Raw genomic sequence first — 17522 nt, forward strand, 5'->3', positions numbered from 1 at the left:
TTACTTTTGATATTCGTGAATGATAACACCTTGCACCACACGATTTACTGTACCTGTAGGAGACGGTGTATCTGGTTTATTTTCTACCTTGAGTGAAGTCAATAGGGCAAAGAGTTGGGCATAAACGATGTAAGGGAAGACACGGTAAATATCATTCAAGACACCGCCACAACCAAGGGCCACTTCTTTGACATTTGCAAGACCAAAGGCTTGATCACTCAAAAGCACAACACGGCGAGCAATCTGGTCACCAGCAACTTCACGAACCAAATCCAAGTCGTACTTGCGAGTGTAGTCTGTTGTTGTACCAAAGACCAAAACAACTGTATCTTCGTTGATAAGAGATTTTGGACCGTGACGGAAGCCAACTGGGCTTTCATACATAGTCGCAACTTGACCAGCAGTCAGTTCCAAAATCTTGAGCTGAGCTTCATGAGCAAGTCCAAAGAAAGGACCAGCGCCTAGATAGATGACACGGTTAAAGTCTAGGTCAACAAGTTCTTTGACATCTTCTGCATTGTCTAGAATTTTACGGGCAAGACTAGATACAACTTCAAAACGTTCAGACTTAACAGCAAATTCTGTAGGATCAAAGACCAAGAGAGCTGTCAACATCATAGACGTAAAGCTAGAGGTCATGGCAAAGCCAGCATCATTAGAAGCAGCTGGTTGCAAAAGCAAGAGATTGCGGTCATCTCCATGAGCTTGAAGAGCCAATTTACCATCTGCTGCGCAAGTAATAGTCACTTGATAAAGCTCATCCACCAAGGCTTTTGCCAAATCAACAGTCGCCACACTTTCGGGAGAGTTCCCACTACGAGCAAAAGATACAAGGACAGTTGCCACATCTTTTTTCAAATAAGTTTCTGGATTGGCAACGATATCTGTTGTCGCAATAGCATTGAAATTCCATTTGCGTTCGTCATAGACTTCCATAAAGTAAGGCACCAAGGTATCTCCCACATAAGCAGAAGTCCCAGCACCTGTCAAAATAACCTTGATATAGTCATGTTTATCCGCAATCTCTTGCAGGAAGGCTGCAATTTCTTCACGTTTTGCTTGATAAGATTCAAAAGCTTCTCTCCATACATCTGGTTGTTGGTAGATTTCACGTGTAGTGATTTCTGCACCCAATTCGAGCAAGTCTTCTTTTGTATAATGTAGCATTGAATTCCTCTTTTTCTATTAAATATGGGAATGGGAGTAAGCCCCATTCCCATGTATATTCTATATAAAATGCTCTAACGATTTTCACGTTTTCACATCGTATACTCAATGAAAATCAAAGAGCAAACTAGGAAACTAGCCGCAGGTTGCTCAAAACACTGTTTTGAGGTTGCAGATAGAACTGACGAAGTCAGTAACATATACCTACGGCAAGGCGACACTAGTATGGTTTAAAGAGATTTTCGAAGAGTATTATTCATCTTCGTCATCATCGAAGCCAGCTAACAGGTCATTAACTTTCACAATGCTTTCTGCAGCACGGTTCTTATAGTCCGCATCTGCGCCTGTAAGGCTCGCATTGATAAATTCAATCACCATTGGAAGATTCATCCCTGCGTAAAGTTCGATGTCACGACCTTCCATAATCAAACGGCTTACCACGTTACATGGTGTTCCACCGAGAAGATCCGCAAAGACTAGGAAATCATCCAAACCTTCAATAGCTGCTTCAAATTTTGCAGTAAATTCTTCTGGGCCATCTTCTGGAAGAAGAGCCACTGCATGAATATTGTCTTGTGGACCCATAATCATTTCAGTGCTACCTTTAAGTTCTTCACAGAAACGACCATGACTCACCAAAATTAATGATTTAGCCATAAATTATGCGCCCATTCCAAGCAAGAATTTACCGATGAATGAAAGACCTACTGCAAGAGCGATAATGATACCGATAGCTTTAGTAGAAGTCATACCTTTCTTACCAAGCAACCAGAAGATAAAGGCAGTAAAGATTGCTGGAAGCAAGCGTGGGAAGATTGAGTTCAAGATGTCTTGGAAGTCAATCATCTTTTCACCGATTGGCAATTTATAAGAAACTTCAAAGTTGATCATTGTTGCTACAAGAGCACCCATCATGAAGACACCAAGTACAGATGCAGCGTCAATCAAAGCTGTCAAAGTACTTTGCATGTTGTTGATAAGGTTAACCCCTTCTTTGTAAGCAAATTCCAACTGTCTCCAACGGAAGATGTCATAAGCTACTGCAACTGCAATCCAAAGGAAGATACCCCAAGGTTGGCCAGCGATAGCCATAGTTGCTGCGATAGATCCCATGATAGCAGGTACAAGAGAACCAAAGATAGTATCCCCAAGAGGAGCGAATGGTCCCATCAAACCTGTCTTGATACCGTTAACGGCATCTTTTGAACCTACACCATCTTTTTCTTCCATGGCAAGGTCAAAACCAGCGATAATAGTGTGGAAGAATGGTGAAGTATTGAAGAATTGAGTATGAACTTTCATCATTTCTTTCAATTCAGGAGTTCCATCGCCATACATTTTACGCAATTGAGGCAAGATCATGTAAAGGTAACCAGAAGCTTGCATACGTTCGTAGTTCCAACCTAATTGGAAAGTAAACAAGCTACGTTTGTTGATTTGATTAAAATCTTCTTTTGTAAGTTTATAATTAGAATTCGTCATCTTCGATTTCCCCACTTTCTGATGGTGTAGAAGGTGCTACTACAGCTACTTTTTGGCTATTTTTGAAGTGAAGCACTGCAAGGAAGATACCTACGATAGAAATACCAATCATAGACAAACCTTTGAAGTTATTCACAAAAGCAATTTTTTCAGCAACATCTTTAGGTAGAGTACCGATAACACCTGCAACAGCGCCACCAAGACCTGTTACATATGAGTAAAGAACAGTCAACATAGCTGTCAAACCAAATCCCATTGCAAGGTAGTGAAGGTTACGTTTAACTGGAAGGTAACGAAGCAAGATTGCAAATCCAAGACCTGGAAGCATACGTCCTGCAAGTGTCAAACCATCTGCAAGCCATTGATATTCTTTAACTAAGTCTACTACGTGTTGTACAAAGGCACCACCAAAGGCAAGCGCAAAGAAGACTGGAAGGGCACGAGATAGAGCCCATGGAATCGCACCAAGCAAGTAGTTGCGTTCGATACCTTTGTAGTCAAAGCGGTCGATTGCAGCATCAATACGGTGTGCGAAGAAAGTAGTTGTCATACGTCCAAGAACGTCGAAGTATGTTAAAAGTGCTGCTACTGGTACAGCGATTGTTGTAATCGCAAGGTCTGTAGCGATTCCTTGTGAAACTGAGAATGCTGTTGCAAGAACCGCACCAGAAGTTGCGTCAATACGAGAAGCACCACCAAAGGTACCTACCCCAAGTACGAACAACTGCAAGCTACCACCGATAAACAAACCAGTTGTCAAATCTCCCATGATTAAACCAGTAATAAAACCAGCAAATACAGGGGAACCTGCAGATGAAACGATCGTCAACTCATCACAGATTTGATAAGCTGAGTACAAAGTGAGAAGTAAAATTTGCCACCATTGTATCATAACAATGACCTCCTAAAAATTTTTTCCTATTTTAATAAGCTCAAAAAGTCTGAAATTGGATCATTTGGAACCATTTGAGCAGTAAGTTTAACACCTTTTTCTGCCAATTTGTGGAAGTCTTCCACATCCTTGTCCACTACGTTGATAGAACGTGTGATGGCACGAGTTTCTGGTGTTTGAGACATATTCCCAACATTAAGGGTTTCAAGTGGTACACCTGCTTCTACCAAACCAAGGAAGCGGTCTGGTTTACGAGCCACGATAAAGAGACGTTGGCTATCGTATTTACCAGCAAGAATATTGGCTGCCGCTTTTTCAATTGGCAAAATACTCAATTTCACACCTGGTGGTGTCGCGAGTTTCAAACCACTCTTTTCAACGTCGTTGTTGACAACTTCGTCATCTACAACCATAATACGTGAAACATTTAGTTTTCCAGCCCAAAGATTGGCTACTTGTCCGTGGATCAAACGTCCATCGATACGGCATCCTACAATTGTCATAAGTTTTCCCCCTTTATATGTTTTAGTGTAGGTTTACGAGTTAAATGAATCTCTTCTTTATATTCACCTTCTGTTTCAAAGATGATGATGCGGTTATCACCTTCCTTGAGATAGCTATGAGGGATATAAAGCGAGAGGGTTGGGCCGACGTTCCAAAAACGTCCTAGATTCTGCCCATTGACAAAGGCAACTCCCTTACCAAACTCAGACAAGTCTAGGTAAGTATCTTTTGGCTCTTGGACTGTAAAGTCATAGGCGTAAAAGGCTGGTTGTCCTTCTGTCCATCCTTTTGAAAAATCAATTTTCTCAGGATTATCTAGTGGTAGTGGATAGTGTTTCCAGTTTAGTAGGAAGTGCAAATCCTTACAAACACCTGTCCGAATTCCCTTACGTTGCGTATCCGCTAGGAATTTATGTCCATAGTTGACACGCCCCATATTTTCTACCAAGATATCTATCCTAGATAGCGCTTTCTTTTTACCTTGATAAAAAATATCTTCCCCAATCTCTGTCTGATATTGGGTTTCGACCCACTGACCATCGACATAAAGCTGAGCTCTATCTCGACCGTCAATGATACGAAGTCTTTCTTCTTCTGCATCCCAGTTTGTTTCTGTTCGATAAAGTAGGTAGCCATAACTTTGTCCCAACTCCTCCATCTTTTTAGGATAGAGACTTTCTACAGGACTGGACAAGCTATCTAAGTTTTCAAACAAGGAAACTTTTTCAACCAGTGGAATAGCATCCAACTCCATACTCTCTTTGTAGAGTGGTTCCAACTGGGGATACTCTGGGAAATGTGTTGCCATCATCTTCTTGACTGCCAAATATTTAGCAGTTGGATTTCCTTCTTCATCCAGAAGGGCATCGTAATCATAAGATGTAACTTGTGGCAGGTCCAAAGTCCCTCGAGCTGAGCAACCATTCATGAAACCAAAGTTTGTACCACCATGGAACATGTAGAGATTGATAGAGCCTTGTTCCAAAACCTCTCGAACTGCATCTGCCAACTCTTTCGGATCCCGTGTGATAATCGGCTCTTTCCAACGATTGAACCAGCCATCCCAGAACTCCATACACATGAGTGGCCATTTCTTACCATGCTCATCAAAGAATTCCTGCATCTGTGAAAAGTTGTACGGAGCTTTAGAACCAAAGTTTCCTGTTACAAAGAGGTCATCTTCGATTAAGGTTCCAGCTTTCAGAGTAGCTCTCCATGGACCATCTGAGGTAAAGAGAGGACAGGTTACGCCACGCTCTTCCATCAACTGTCGAATTGCTCTCAGATAAGCCTTATCTTCTCCATAAGAACCATACTCATTTTCAACCTGCATCATGAGGATATTGCCACCCTTGTCCAACAAATGTGGAACCAACCGTGCCAAGAGCTGGTCATAGTAGTGACCGACAGCCTCAATATAGGCTGGGTCTGAGGAACGAATCCTCATATCTTTGGTTAAGAGCCAAGCTGGTAAGCCACCGAATTCCCACTCCGCACAGATGAAGGGCGACGGACGAACGATAGCGTAGAGACCCAAATCTTGTGCCGTTTGGAGAAATCGCTCCAAATCCAGAGCTCCTTCAAAGTGAAACTCACCCTCACGAGGCTCGTGTAAATTCCAGGCCACATAAGTCTCTACTGTATTAAAACCAAGAGCCTTCAAGTTATAGAGCGAATGATACCAATCTTCTGGAGGAACCCTAAAATAATGAATGGCGCCAGATAAAATCTTAAATGATTTTCCATCGAGATAAAAATCATCCCGTATCTCAAATCGTGTCATATTCTTACCTTCTGACAACTAAAGTTTACGCTTTCATTTGTTGATATAGTAAATATAACTCAATATCTTACATTTGTCAATAGGTTTTCACAATTTTTTTCATTTTTCACTAAATTTTACACAAAAAACTTATAAAGATATAAAATTTACAGACATATAGCTTCAAACAGGTAGCATGTATAAAAATGTATAAAACCTCCTATTTTTTATGTAAATTAACCTTATAGCCTATTATTCTAATTTTTTTATTCAAAAGGCTACTATTCTTTCCAGTTTTATGGTAAAATTTTTAACGGAGAAGGAAAATCGAGGTGAAAATATGGCAATTCCAAAGTATCAATATATTAAAGATGAGTTAAAGAACAAAATCATTTCTGGTCAATTTGCCAGTGGAGATAAATTCTACACTGAAGCTGAATTGATTGCAATGTATGATGTAAGTTCTATCACAGTTGTACGCGCCTTAAACGACCTTGCCAAAGATGGCTATATTGTCCGCCAACAAGGAAAGGGTACATTCGTTTCACGTGCACGCAAACACAAACTCGTAGAATTTTCAGATGTAGAAGTTTTTGAAACTAAAGATGATAAAGTTACCGTCCTTTCTATTGAGCGTGGAAACAAACTAAGCTACTTAGAAAAACTTGGACTACGCGGAGATCAGTTCTACTACAAGATTGAACGTGTTCGCGAAACAGGTGGTGTTGTGTACATCTACCATACATCTTACATCCCAGAACAATACATCAACGCAAATTATCCAAATCTTGAATATTATAGTTCTATCTATAACCGTTTCAAATTGGATTACCACATTCACATGAATGATGAACATTTTGAAGAAATCAATGAAATAGCATTTCCAACTCCAGAACATGCGGCTTCGGTCCTCGGGGTCGATGAGCAATTCCCAACCGTTTTACAAACCAAGACTACTAAACTAGAGTCTACTGGTCAAGTTCTCGCATACAGCGAAACATATAAACGAGCAGATTACTACAAAATCAAATTCATTTCATGTGACCGTGATCACTAAGAAGAAAGCCTAAGCCTTGCTTGGGCTTTTTCTATGTTTATTATATGACATTAAAAATGTATTTTCTATATGTTAATTAAGATAGACTAAATTTGTTTAAATTTTACTAAAATATAGGTAATTTTTATCAAAAGTACTTAAAGACAAAATAAAAATCGAAGTTCTTCTACTCCAGTAAATAGAGTAATAGAACTTCGATTTTATTTTAATTATCCTAAACCAAGACGTTCAAAGATATCATCCACTCGTTTGGTGTAGTATACAGGGTTGAAGATTTCGTCGATTTCTTCTTGAGTGAGGCGTGATGTCACCTCTGGATCGGCTTCAAGAAGTGGTTTGAAGTCAACTTGGTTATCCCAAGAGTAGGCTGTTTTCGGTTGTACCAAGTCGTAAGCTTGCTCACGGGTCATACCTTTTTCAATCAAGGTAAGCATAGCACGTTGGCTGAAAATCAAACCAAATGTCGAGTTCATGTTGCGGATCATGTTTTCTGGGAAGACTGTCAAGTTCTTAACGATGTTTCCGAAACGGTTGAGCATATAGTCAATCAAAATAGTCGTATCTGGTGTGATGATACGCTCAGCTGATGAGTGAGAGATATCACGTTCATGCCAGAGGGCTACGTTCTCATAAGCTGTAATCATGTGACCACGGATAACACGCGCAAGACCTGTCATGTTCTCAGAACCGATAGGATTGCGTTTGTGAGGCATTGCAGATGAACCTTTTTGCCCCTTGGCAAAGAATTCTTCCACTTCTCGTTGCTCAGACTTTTGGAGACCACGGATCTCAGTCGCCATACGTTCGATTGAAGTCGCGATACTAGCAAGAACCGCAAAATACTCAGCGTGAAGGTCACGAGGAAGGACCTGTGTAGAGATTTCTTGAGCACGGATACCAAGTTTGTCGCAGACGTATTGCTCAACGAATGGTGGGATATTGGCAAAGTTACCCACCGCACCAGAAATCTTACCAGCTTCGACTCCAGCAGCCGCATGCTCGAAACGCTCGATGTTACGCTTCATTTCGCTGTACCAAGTCGCTAATTTAAGACCAAAGGTTGTCGGCTCAGCGTGCACACCGTGGGTACGCCCCATCATGATGGTGAACTTGTGCTCCTTAGCCTTATCAGCGATGATGTTGGTGAAGTTTTCAAGGTCACGACGGATGATGTCGTTGGCCTGCTTGTAGAGGTAACCGTAGGCAGTATCGACTACGTCAGTAGAAGTCAAACCATAGTGGACCCACTTACGCTCTTCACCAAGAGTCGCAGAAACCGCACGTGTGAAGGCCACCACATCGTGGCGAGTCTCCTGCTCAATCTCCAAAATACGGTCGATGTCAAAGTCCGCTTTCTCGCGAATCAAAACCACATCTTCCTTAGGGATTTCCCCCAACTCAGCCCATGCCTCGTCAGCCAAGATTTCCACCTCAAGCCAAGCACGGTACTTATTTTCTTCACTCCAAATGTTCGCCATTTCTGGGCGAGAGTAACGGTCGATCATATTGTTAATTTTTCCTTTCTTCTTAAGCTGTTGAGAATAAGCTATCTAGGTAAAGTAAGATTTCTACTCAAACTCCTCTTTTCCTATAAACACAGATGGATAGTGTGGTAATTCATTGAGATCAGTATCCAATGGCAAATCATAGATAGCTAAATAGTTTTCAGGGTACTGTGCAACTAGCTCTGCATATTTCGCTTGTACCTTATCTTGGTCAGCACTAGCAAAAAATACTTCAACAACTGCTCCAGTCCTATCCTTCTCAACAAAAGCATTAACGATAATTTGTATCATAGGCTTGTCCTAAAAATCTATCCCTTTCCCAAACTCATCCACACTATCCGGCACATCACTAAACAAAGTCACATGTCCCATCTTGCGGTTGTGCTTCGCTTCTATTTTACCATACATGTGGAGGTGGGCGCTTGGATTTTCTGTCACATATTGCTCAGCGGCATCGACATGCTGGCCGAGAACATTGAGCATGACGGCTGGGGCATGTAGGTGGATAGCTGGCAATGGTGCTCCCAGAACACCTAAAATATGGGTGTCAAACTGGGAGAAATCACATGCTTCAATTGAATAATGCCCAGAGTTGTGTGGTCGTGGAGCAATCTCGTTGACAATGATGTCGTCAGCTGTCGCAAACATTTCCACGCAAAGGGTTCCAGACAAATTGAGCTGTTCTGCGATTCGCACTGCCATGGCTTTGGCTTTTTCAGCTAAACTTTCTGAAATACGGGCTGGCACAATGGTCTTAGACAGAATGTTGTTGCGATGGATATTTTCCTGAACTGGGAAAACCGTCACATCCTTGCCATTTCCTGATACGATGACAGAAATTTCAAGGTCAAAGTTGACAAATTCTTCCAAAACACAGTCTGCTGAATCTGCTAGTTCATAGGCCTCTTCCAAATCTTCTGCTGAACGAATGACCTTTTGACCATGGCCGTCGTAACCACCTGTCGCAGTCTTGAGAACATAGTTTTTCGATAGGTCAATATCTGCCAAGTCTTGGCTTGAAGTCACAACCTTGTAGGATGCTACAGTGACTTGTGCCTTGTTTGAAAGGAAATCCTTCTCAAAGATACGGTTTTGTGAAATGCGAAGGAGGTCAGTTCCTTGAGGGAGTTGTCCATCCTTGATGACAGCATCCAAACCATCAGCATCGACATTTTCAAACTCATAGGTGAGGACATCGCAACGCTCAGCCAACTGACGCAGAGCATCCACGTCATTATAAGGAGCAACGATGATCTCCGCCACGCGAGAGGCCGGGCAATCCGCCGCAGGATCCAGCGCGATAACCTTGTGCCCCATGTAGATAGCAGAAATGGCCATCATCTGACCCAGCTGGCCGCCACCGATAATTCCGATTGTTTTAGATGAGCTCATTTGTAGACTCCTCTGCGATTTTTCCTTGTTCTTCTGCGAAATCTGCCAAAGCTGTCGCGATAGCCTGATCCTCTACTGAAAGAAGACGTAGAGCAAAGAGAGCCGCATTTGTCGCACCCGCTTCACCGATAGCCATGGTCGCGACAGGCACTCCACCTGGCATCTGTACGATAGAGTAGAGCGAGTCCACACCACTAAGGGCACGCGATTTGACAGGTACCCCAATGACAGGAAGGGTTGTTTTCGCTGCTACCATTCCTGGCAAGTGGGCTGCGCCTCCAGCACCTGCGATGATGACCTTAATACCACGGCTACGGGCTTCTTCGGCATGCTTGAACATGAGATCAGGTGTGCGATGGGCAGAGACAACCTTCTTCTCGTAGGCTACACCGAAGCGGTCTAGGACTTCTGCTGTTTTTTGCATGGTTGCCCAGTCGGATTTTGAGCCCATGATAATGGAAATTACGGATTTCATTTCTTCTCCTTTTCCCTCTTTTTCAACAATCACCTTAGGTTGTGAGGGACGGCAGCAAACCTTCGGTTTCATTTCTACAATTTGAGCCTAAGATCTCAAATTTTCCCTAGACCAGAACAGTTTCTGTTCTGGTCTTTTCACCACGGCGATCATTATCGTGTTTGGCGACTGCGTCGCTTTTTCTTATATCTTTATCTAATTGCCTTACTTCCAATATCTGTTCGGTAGAAGAGGCCTTCTGTTTTTTGTTGGGAGAGTTCTTGGTAGATGGTTTCTTGGGATTCTTTAACAGTATCGGATGTGGTGACGAGCATATAGACACGTCCACCGTTTGATAGCAGTGCTCTGCTATTTTCCGCAAACTTAGCCCCTGCATAGTAGGTGATGATGTCGCCATTGGTTTTTGCTGGCAATGCAACACCCTTTTCATATTCTAGCGGGTAACCCTTGGATGCGACAACCACACCCAGAGTCACACCCTTATCCGTCCACATGATGTTTGGCTCCTTACCATCTAGGATATCCGTAATATTTTGGGCAAAGTCAGATGTCAAACGAGGCAAGATGATTTGAGTTTCTGGATCTCCAAAACGAGCGTTGAACTCGATGACCTTAGGGCCCTCCGCTGTCAATATGAGACCTGCGTAAAGGACACCCAGATAAGGGCGACCTTCTTTAATCATCCCTTCGAGGACTGGCTTGACAATAGTCTCCACTGCCGTGTCAACTACATTCTGTGCCAAGTGTGGAACTGGTGCATATGCTCCCATACCTCCCGTGTTGGGCCCCTTGTCACCATCATAGGCACGTTTGTGATCCTGAGCCGTTGGCATGATGTAGAACTTGTCACCATTGACAAAGGCAAAAAGTGAAAATTCCTCTCCTTCAAGGAATTCCTCAATAACCACACGCGCACCTGAGTCACCAAATTTATTGTCCAAAAGCATCTCGTGAGCTGCTTCGACTGCTTGCTCGACTGTCTCCGCAACGACAACACCCTTCCCAAGCGCCAAGCCATCCGCCTTGACTACGATAGGCGCACCCTGCTTTTCGATATATGCCTTGGCTTCCTCGAAGTCCGAGAATGTGCCATAGGCTGCTGTCGGAACGCCGTATTTGACCATGATTTCCTTGGCAAAATCCTTGGACCACTCCAGCTCAGCTGCCAATCTTGTCGGACCAAAGGCTTTGAGACCAGCCGCATGGAAATCATCCACGAGACCAGCCGCAAGGGCGTCATCTGGCCCTATAAAGGTCCAAGCAATATCGTTGGTTTTTGCAAACTCAATCAATTTAGAATGTTCGGAAATAGAGATATTTACCAATTCCAGACCATCCAGAGTCATACCGTCATTCCCAGGAGCTACAAATACTTTTTCAACGTCTTTTGACTCAAGCAACTTCTTAGCAATCGCATGTTCACGACCACCCGAACCGACAACTAACAGCTTCATTCCTCAACCTCTTTTGCGAATTATTTAATAATATTATACCACAATCGTTCGTTTTAATCTTGTTTCATTCCGTGTTTTTACGCAAAAAAAGGAAAGAAACTGTTTTCTTCCCTTTACCTTCTTAATGTCTAAAATGTCTCACGCCTGTGAAGACCATAGTCAAGCCGTATTTGTCAGCAGCTTCGATGGATTCCTGATCACGGACCGATCCACCTGGCTGGATGATAGCCTTAATACCTGCTTTGGCAATTTCTTCCACATTATCCGCAAATGGGAAGAAGGCATCCGAAGCAAGCACAGCGCCGTCAAGGCGGTCTTTGGCTTGGTCAATGGCAATACGAACAGAAGCCACACGGTTAGTCTGACCTGGACCAACACCCAGTGTCATGTGGTCGTTGGTTACAATGATTCCGTTTGATTTGACGTATTTAATAGCCTTCCAAGCAAACTCAAGAGCTGTCGCTTCTGTCTCAGTTGGTTGGCGTTTGGTCACCACTTGCCAATCGGCTGGGCTTTCCTTGACCACATCTTGGTTTTGCACCAGAAGTCCACCAACTACACCTGTGTATTCTGCTTCCACTTCGCTAGCCTCTTGAGCATCAAATGGCAAGGCAAGGATACGCAAGTTTTTCTTTTTGTTGGTCAAAATGGCTAGCGCTTCAGCCGTATAACTTGGTGCGATGATGATTTCAAGGAAAACACCATGCATCTTCTCGGCTGTCGCAGCATCCACCTCACGGTTAAGAACAACGATACCACCAAAGATAGACACTGGGTCAGACTCATAAGCGTAGTCCCAAGCAGTCTCGATGTCATCAGCCTGACCGATTCCACATGGGTTCATGTGTTTGAGAGCCACAACGGTTGGACGGTCTTTGAAGTCACGGATGATACGGATAGCAGCGTCAGCATCACGGATGTTATTGAATGATAATTCTTTCCCGTTGAGCTGTTTGGCTGAAGCAATCGAGTAGTCTGTCGGCAAAGCTTTCTGATAAAAGTCTGCATCTTGTTGAGGGTTTTCACCGTAACGCATGGCTTGCTTGAGGTCATAGGTTAAAGTGAGCTTTTCAGGTTTGCTTTCACCCACTTGAGCTGTGAAATACTCTGCAATCAAGGCATCATAAGCCGCTGTGTGACGGAAAACCTTGGCTGCCAAACGTTGACGCGTTTCGTAAGTCGTTTCACCATTGGCTGACAACTCGTCCAAAACCACTGTATAGTCAGCAGGGTCTCCCACAACCGTCACGCTGGCATGGTTTTTAGCTGCTGAACGAAGCATAGATGGCCCGCCGATATCGATATTCTCCACCGCATCAGCATAAGTCACATCTGGTTTGAGAATCGTTTCTTTAAAGGGATAGAGATTGACCACTACAAGGTCGATAAGCTCAATTTGGTTCTCCTTAGCAGCCTCTATGTGGCTATCCAAGTCTCGACGAGCGAGGAGCCCACCGTGGATATTTGGATGAAGGGTCTTAACACGGCCATCCATCATCTCTGGGAAGCCCGTCACATCATCGATCGCAATGGTCTCCACCCCAGCATTGTCAAGGGCAACCTTTGTCCCACCTGTCGAGATAATATCCCAACCAAGTTTTTTAAGTTCTTGGGCAAATTCAACAATGCCCGCTTTGTCTGAGACGCTGATTAAGGCTTTTTTCGTCATTCTATTCCTCTTTCTTTAAGTCCAAGCGCATAGCGACTTCGTTATTTTCTTCTATAAATCCTGTTTCCTGAAAACCAAGACTAGTCAGCAGGTGCTTCATTTTTTCATTTCCAACCACATAATCTGCAACAATATGACTGCAGACTCTATCCATCTGAGCCTCTTTGATTAGAACTTCCAAGGCTTTTCGACCATAACCTCTTCCTTGGTACTGCTGACCAATCATTATCCGCCAGATAAAGTATTCCGCTTCATCCTTGTCTATTTCCAGCAGGAGAAAGCCAACCACAAGTTCATTCCAATAAATTGCCATTGGAAACACATCCCCATTCTCTCGGTAGAGCCATGCGTCAGCTAAAGAGCGTACATTTGGAGACACGAAACGTGCTCGTTCATCAGCTTCAGATATTTTCAAATCCAGCACTGCCTGAAAACTGCTCTCATCTACTAATTTTATCTCAATCATTTTTGCTCCTTTTGAATAAATAGGATTTTGAGGTGATTAAAGACTAATCCAACTCATATAAAAGGTAGTTATCAAAATTTATGATTCCTTTGAGATAATCTCGGTCTGCTTTAGACAACTCAAATTCTGGAAAAGTCGCAATTAAACTGGACAAATAAAAATAATTCGGGTGCCTACGATAAGAAAAACCCGCTTGACCGAATCTCCCTTGACAGAAATCATAGGCAAGTTTTAATTCTTGACTTGTGACACTATCTAAAATTTTATCTAACTCTGAAAGCTGACTTTTATCAGTATTTTCTATCATAGCTTTCACTGTATTTACTAAAACAAAAAGAAAATCATTAGTATTATCCAGTAGGGTTGGTCTGTTAGATAACTTATTCTTTAACTCCATATAGTAGTGGTCAATATTCATTTCTTCCTCCCTACTCCCAAACTATACAGAACCTCTGGATACAACTTGTACTCTGCCTCATGAATCCGAGTTTCAAAACTTTCAATGGTATCATCAGCTAACCGTGGCACACGGACTTGTTTGATGATCTTACCTGTATCCACTCCGGAATCTACCCAGTGAATGGTCACACCAGACTGGTCGACACCTGCATTCCAAGCGTCCTCAATTCCGTGAGCTCCTGGAAATTCTGGCAGGTAGGCAGGATGAATGTTAATGATACGACCTTCATAAGCCGCCAATAAGGTTGGCCCAACGATTTTCATGTAGCCTGCTAGACAAACCAAGTCAATCTGGTGTTCTTCCAAGAGTTCGACAAGTGCTGCTTCGTAGTCTTCCTTGTTGTCAAACTCCTTGAGTTCAAAAGCATAGGACAAAACGCCGAGCTTGTCTGCACGTTCCAGCACATAGGCGTCACGATGGTCTGAAAAGACAAACTCTACTGGAAATTGTTCCGCAATCACCTGAAAATTTGAGCCATTACCAGAGGCAAAAACCGCTATTTTTTTCATTTGATGATGACACTTTCGTTTTCTTTCTTGACGATACAACCAATTTCATAGACTGGTTCATCCAACAATTCCTTGACACGACTTACATTTTCAGGGCTAACTGCTAGCATAAGTCCCACACCCATATTGAAGATTTCAAACATTTCTTCATGTTTGATCTGACCGTATTTTTCAAGGGCTTTGAAAATTGGAAGCACTGGAACTTTGCTTTCCTCAATCTCAGCGGCCAAGTCAGTTGCAAACATACGAGGGACATTCTCGATAAATCCACCACCTGTGATGTGGGCAATGCCGTTTACCAAGCCTTCCTTGATGAGTGGCAAGACAGCCTTGACATAGATACGAGTCGGCTCAAGAAGAACTTCCTTGAGTTGCTTGCCTTCCAATTCTGGAAGGACTTCCTCACCTGTGTAATCCGCAAAGACACGACGGACGAGAGAGTAACCATTGGAATGAATCCCACTTGAAGCAAGTCCGAGAAGAACATCTCCCTCTGCTACCTTCGAACCGTCAATGATTTGAGATTTTTCAGCCACACCGACCGCAAAACCAGCCAAGTCATAGTCATCTTCGCCGTACATGCCAGGCATTTCAGCCGTTTCCCCACCGATGAGGGCAGCGGCTGCCTGCACACAACCTTCTGCCACACCAGCAACCACTTGTTCTAGCTTAGCTGGTTCATTCTTGCCAGTTGCGACGTAGTCAAGGAAATAGAGGGGCTCCGCACCTGCAGCAATGATATCGTTGACACACATGGCCACACAGTCCTGACCGATGGTATCGTGCTTGTCGTACTTGATAGCCAGCATGAGCTTGGTTCCGACACCATCAGTCCCTGAAATCAAGACGGGTTCTTTAACCCCAGTCTTTGAAAGGTCAAACATGCCACCAAAGCCACCAAGTGCTCCCATGACACCTGCACGCTCCGTACGAGCTACATGCTTTTTGATCCGTTCAACAACTTCATAACCCGCTTCAACATCCACACCAGATTGAGCATAAGCATTTTTATTTGCCATTTTATTTTTCCTTTTCTTTGAGAAGATTGCGACGTATTTTTAGATAAACAATTATTTTATCTAAAAATACTAGTCAGGGCTCTAGCTTTGATCCCATAGGAGAAAGCGTCTACTGACAAATGCTTTAGCTTTTAGTCAGTAGTGAGACGTGGAGCATAAGCATTTTTATTTGTCATTTTTATATTCCTTTTCTTTAATGGAGGATCTATTGTCTATTTGTAAAAACTGGTCTTTTCTTCCAAACTTCTACGATAGTCTTCTTCGTAGTCATATAGAGGTGTTGGGTAATCACCGTCAAAGTAAGCGACACAGAGACCACCATTTGGCGCATCCGTTTCAATACCAATTGACTCAATCAAACCTTCAACAGACAGATAGGTCAGACTGTCCGCACCAATGATTTGGCGAGTTTCTTCAACCGTATGATTGGCCGCAATCAGTTCCTGACGGGTCTGGATATCAATCCCGTAGAAACATGGATAAGCTAGCGCTGGACTGCCAATAGCCACGTGAACCTCAGTTGCACCCGCTTCTTTCAAGAGCTGAACGATACGACGAGAGGTTGTTCCACGTACAATAGAGTCATCAATCATAACCACACGCTTGCCTTTTACAACACCAGAAACAGCAGATAGTTTCATCCGCACCCCTTGCTCCCGCAATTCTTGAGTCGGTTGGATAAAGGTCCGTTGGGTGTATTGGTTCTTGATAAGGCCCATTTCATTTGGTAGCCCAGATTCTTCCGCAAATCCCATAGCCGCGCTGAGGGAAGAATTGGGCACACCTACCACAATATCTGCCTCATGCTTGAATTCACGCGCCAATTGGGCACCCATACGTTTACGAGCCGTATGGACATTGACACCATGAATATTAGAATCAGGGCGAGCAAAGTAGATATACTCCATGGAACAGATTGCTAACTGAGTATCATCTGTATAGCTATCATACTGGATGCCCTTGTCATCAATGATCACAATCTCACCTGGCTTCAAATCACGAATCCATTCAGCACCAATAACCTCAAAAGCACAGGTTTCAGAGGAAACCACCACCGCTCCGTTGGCCATTTTCCCGATAGAAAGTGGACGGAAACCATTGGGGTCAAGAGCCGCAATCAACTTGTCCTCAAACAGCAAGATATAGGCAAAACCACCTTTGACAAGGCTGAGCGCTTCCTTGATTTTGCCCATCAAGTTCGGATTGTGACTGCGACGAATGAGGTGAGCCAAGATTTCTGAGTCCGAAGTCGCGCTGAAAATCGCTCCTCTTTGTTCCAGTTCTTTCTTGAGAGAGGCTGCATTGGTCAGATTTCCATTATGAGCCAATCCAAACTGCATATCGTGAAAACGGAAGAGGAAGGGCTGAATGTTATCTACAGAAGCTTCGCCAGCAGTCGCGTAACGAACATGCCCAATCGCACCAGCTCCTGTCAATTTATCTAAGTTAGCAGGATTTCTGAAGACTTCTGATAGAAGACCCATATCGCGATGCCGCTGTAGTTTCCCTTGGTCATTGGAGAGGATTCCTGCCCCCTCTTGACCACGGTGCTGAAGACTGTGGAGTCCAAAATAGGTCAATTTAGCAGCATCTGGATGTCCCCAGATACCGAAAACACCACATTCTTCATTAAGAGATTTTACTTCGTATGTCATTTTATATACCTAATTTTTATTTGTGTAGCACCAAGAGCTAAATCTACATGACTT

Annotated in this window: 18 protein-coding genes; 1 reads left to right on the forward strand and 17 read right to left on the reverse strand. The window is 43.3% G+C overall.

Annotated features, from left to right (window positions below; all coding sequences use genetic code 11):
• The 6 genes from N8O43_RS08800 to N8O43_RS08825 all read right to left on the reverse strand — a co-directional run bounded on the left by N8O43_RS08800 (window position 1) and on the right by N8O43_RS08825 (window position 5828).
• Window positions 1-1167, reverse strand: coding sequence for an SIS domain-containing protein (locus N8O43_RS08800; protein ID WP_261090095.1), 1167 nt, complete (start codon window positions 1165-1167; stop codon window positions 1-3).
• A 252-nt stretch (window positions 1168-1419) separates the two neighbouring features.
• Window positions 1420-1824, reverse strand: coding sequence for a PTS sugar transporter subunit IIA (locus N8O43_RS08805; RefSeq protein ID WP_020903318.1), 405 nt, complete (start codon window positions 1822-1824; stop codon window positions 1420-1422).
• A 3-nt stretch (window positions 1825-1827) separates the two neighbouring features.
• Window positions 1828-2649, reverse strand: coding sequence for a PTS system mannose/fructose/sorbose family transporter subunit IID (locus N8O43_RS08810; protein WP_261090096.1), 822 nt, complete (start codon window positions 2647-2649; stop codon window positions 1828-1830).
• Window positions 2636-3541 (reverse strand): PTS mannose/fructose/sorbose/N-acetylgalactosamine transporter subunit IIC, encoded by a 906-nt coding sequence (locus N8O43_RS08815; protein ID WP_261090097.1) that lies wholly within the window; start codon window positions 3539-3541, stop codon window positions 2636-2638. The genes N8O43_RS08810 and N8O43_RS08815 overlap by 14 nt, the downstream gene beginning before the upstream one ends.
• Window positions 3542-3567: 26 nt before the next feature.
• Entirely contained in the window at window positions 3568-4044 is a 477-nt protein-coding gene (locus tag N8O43_RS08820) for a PTS sugar transporter subunit IIB (RefSeq protein WP_000156970.1), read from the reverse strand.
• Window positions 4041-5828: a glycoside hydrolase family 35 protein gene (locus tag N8O43_RS08825; RefSeq protein ID WP_261090098.1), complete on the reverse strand. Its 1788-nt coding sequence runs from the start codon at window positions 5826-5828 to the stop codon at window positions 4041-4043. The genes N8O43_RS08820 and N8O43_RS08825 overlap by 4 nt, the downstream gene beginning before the upstream one ends.
• A gap of 319 nt (window positions 5829-6147) precedes the next feature.
• On the opposite strand from N8O43_RS08825, the gene N8O43_RS08830 reads away from it, so the two are divergent.
• Window positions 6148-6864, forward strand: a complete 717-nt coding sequence (locus tag N8O43_RS08830) for a GntR family transcriptional regulator (protein ID WP_031237756.1) — start codon at window positions 6148-6150, stop codon at window positions 6862-6864.
• 209 nt (window positions 6865-7073) lie between these two features.
• On the opposite strand, the gene purB is transcribed toward N8O43_RS08830, so the two are convergent.
• The 11 genes from purB to purF all read right to left on the reverse strand — a co-directional run bounded on the left by purB (window position 7074) and on the right by purF (window position 17468).
• The gene (gene purB / locus N8O43_RS08835) at window positions 7074-8369 is read right to left on the reverse strand and encodes an adenylosuccinate lyase (protein WP_261090099.1); all 1296 of its coding nucleotides are present in this window, start codon (window positions 8367-8369) and stop codon (window positions 7074-7076) included.
• Between the two features lie 63 nt (window positions 8370-8432).
• On the reverse strand, window positions 8433-8660 hold the full coding sequence (locus N8O43_RS08840) for a phosphoribosylaminoimidazole carboxylase (RefSeq protein WP_261020458.1): 228 nt from the start codon (window positions 8658-8660) through the stop codon (window positions 8433-8435).
• A gap of 9 nt (window positions 8661-8669) precedes the next feature.
• The gene (gene purK, locus N8O43_RS08845; protein WP_261090100.1) at window positions 8670-9761 is read right to left on the reverse strand and encodes a 5-(carboxyamino)imidazole ribonucleotide synthase; all 1092 of its coding nucleotides are present in this window, start codon (window positions 9759-9761) and stop codon (window positions 8670-8672) included.
• Window positions 9748-10236 (reverse strand): 5-(carboxyamino)imidazole ribonucleotide mutase, encoded by a 489-nt coding sequence (gene purE, locus N8O43_RS08850; RefSeq protein ID WP_125416735.1) that lies wholly within the window; start codon window positions 10234-10236, stop codon window positions 9748-9750. Before purE ends, purK begins: the two co-directional genes overlap by 14 nt.
• 191 nt (window positions 10237-10427) lie before the next feature.
• Window positions 10428-11690: a phosphoribosylamine--glycine ligase gene (purD, locus tag N8O43_RS08855; RefSeq protein WP_261009374.1), complete on the reverse strand. Its 1263-nt coding sequence runs from the start codon at window positions 11688-11690 to the stop codon at window positions 10428-10430.
• Between the two features lie 121 nt (window positions 11691-11811).
• Window positions 11812-13359, reverse strand: coding sequence for a bifunctional phosphoribosylaminoimidazolecarboxamide formyltransferase/IMP cyclohydrolase (gene purH / locus N8O43_RS08860; RefSeq protein WP_261090101.1), 1548 nt, complete (start codon window positions 13357-13359; stop codon window positions 11812-11814).
• Between the two features lies 1 nt (window position 13360).
• Window positions 13361-13825 carry a GNAT family N-acetyltransferase gene (locus N8O43_RS08865; protein ID WP_261074055.1) on the reverse strand — a complete coding sequence of 155 codons (465 nt, stop codon included), beginning with the start codon at window positions 13823-13825 and terminating at the stop codon, window positions 13361-13363.
• A 43-nt stretch (window positions 13826-13868) separates the two neighbouring features.
• A complete protein-coding gene (locus N8O43_RS08870) occupies window positions 13869-14243 on the reverse strand; it encodes a hypothetical protein (RefSeq protein WP_261074054.1) in 375 nt (124 codons plus the stop codon).
• On the reverse strand, window positions 14240-14794 hold the full coding sequence (gene purN, locus N8O43_RS08875) for a phosphoribosylglycinamide formyltransferase (RefSeq protein ID WP_261090102.1): 555 nt from the start codon (window positions 14792-14794) through the stop codon (window positions 14240-14242). The genes N8O43_RS08870 and purN overlap by 4 nt, the downstream gene beginning before the upstream one ends.
• Window positions 14791-15813 (reverse strand): phosphoribosylformylglycinamidine cyclo-ligase, encoded by a 1023-nt coding sequence (gene purM / locus N8O43_RS08880; RefSeq protein WP_261090103.1) that lies wholly within the window; start codon window positions 15811-15813, stop codon window positions 14791-14793. The genes purN and purM overlap by 4 nt, the downstream gene beginning before the upstream one ends.
• A 212-nt stretch (window positions 15814-16025) precedes the next feature.
• On the reverse strand, window positions 16026-17468 hold the full coding sequence (gene purF / locus N8O43_RS08885; RefSeq protein WP_060627289.1) for an amidophosphoribosyltransferase: 1443 nt from the start codon (window positions 17466-17468) through the stop codon (window positions 16026-16028).
• Window positions 17469-17522 lie beyond the last annotated feature (54 nt).

The organism is Streptococcus mitis, from assembly GCF_946190335.1.
Taxonomy (GTDB): Bacteria; Bacillota; Bacilli; order Lactobacillales; family Streptococcaceae; genus Streptococcus; species Streptococcus mitis_CH.

Excerpts from the sequence above, each read along its gene's own strand:
- N8O43_RS08800 (WP_261090095.1), bottom strand. The coding sequence starts at position 1,167 with ATGCTACATTATACAAAAGAAGACTTGCTCGAATTGGGTGCAGAAATC.
- N8O43_RS08805 (WP_020903318.1), bottom strand. The coding sequence starts at position 1,824 with ATGGCTAAATCATTAATTTTGGTGAGTCATGGTCGTTTCTGTGAAGAA.
- N8O43_RS08810 (WP_261090096.1), bottom strand. The coding sequence starts at position 2,649 with ATGACGAATTCTAATTATAAACTTACAAAAGAAGATTTTAATCAAATC.
- N8O43_RS08815 (WP_261090097.1), bottom strand. The coding sequence starts at position 3,541 with ATGATACAATGGTGGCAAATTTTACTTCTCACTTTGTACTCAGCTTAT.
- N8O43_RS08820 (WP_000156970.1), bottom strand. The coding sequence starts at position 4,044 with ATGACAATTGTAGGATGCCGTATCGATGGACGTTTGATCCACGGACAA.
- N8O43_RS08825 (WP_261090098.1), bottom strand. The coding sequence starts at position 5,828 with ATGACACGATTTGAGATACGGGATGATTTTTATCTCGATGGAAAATCA.
- N8O43_RS08830 (WP_031237756.1), top strand. The coding sequence starts at position 6,148 with ATGGCAATTCCAAAGTATCAATATATTAAAGATGAGTTAAAGAACAAA.
- purB (WP_261090099.1), bottom strand. The coding sequence starts at position 8,369 with ATGATCGACCGTTACTCTCGCCCAGAAATGGCGAACATTTGGAGTGAA.
- N8O43_RS08840 (WP_261020458.1), bottom strand. The coding sequence starts at position 8,660 with ATGATACAAATTATCGTTAATGCTTTTGTTGAGAAGGATAGGACTGGA.
- purK (WP_261090100.1), bottom strand. The coding sequence starts at position 9,761 with ATGAGCTCATCTAAAACAATCGGAATTATCGGTGGCGGCCAGCTGGGT.
- purE (WP_125416735.1), bottom strand. The coding sequence starts at position 10,236 with ATGAAATCCGTAATTTCCATTATCATGGGCTCAAAATCCGACTGGGCA.
- purD (WP_261009374.1), bottom strand. The coding sequence starts at position 11,690 with ATGAAGCTGTTAGTTGTCGGTTCGGGTGGTCGTGAACATGCGATTGCT.
- purH (WP_261090101.1), bottom strand. The coding sequence starts at position 13,359 with ATGACGAAAAAAGCCTTAATCAGCGTCTCAGACAAAGCGGGCATTGTT.
- N8O43_RS08865 (WP_261074055.1), bottom strand. The coding sequence starts at position 13,825 with ATGATTGAGATAAAATTAGTAGATGAGAGCAGTTTTCAGGCAGTGCTG.
- N8O43_RS08870 (WP_261074054.1), bottom strand. The coding sequence starts at position 14,243 with ATGAATATTGACCACTACTATATGGAGTTAAAGAATAAGTTATCTAAC.
- purN (WP_261090102.1), bottom strand. The coding sequence starts at position 14,794 with ATGAAAAAAATAGCGGTTTTTGCCTCTGGTAATGGCTCAAATTTTCAG.
- purM (WP_261090103.1), bottom strand. The coding sequence starts at position 15,813 with ATGGCAAATAAAAATGCTTATGCTCAATCTGGTGTGGATGTTGAAGCG.
- purF (WP_060627289.1), bottom strand. The coding sequence starts at position 17,468 with ATGACATACGAAGTAAAATCTCTTAATGAAGAATGTGGTGTTTTCGGT.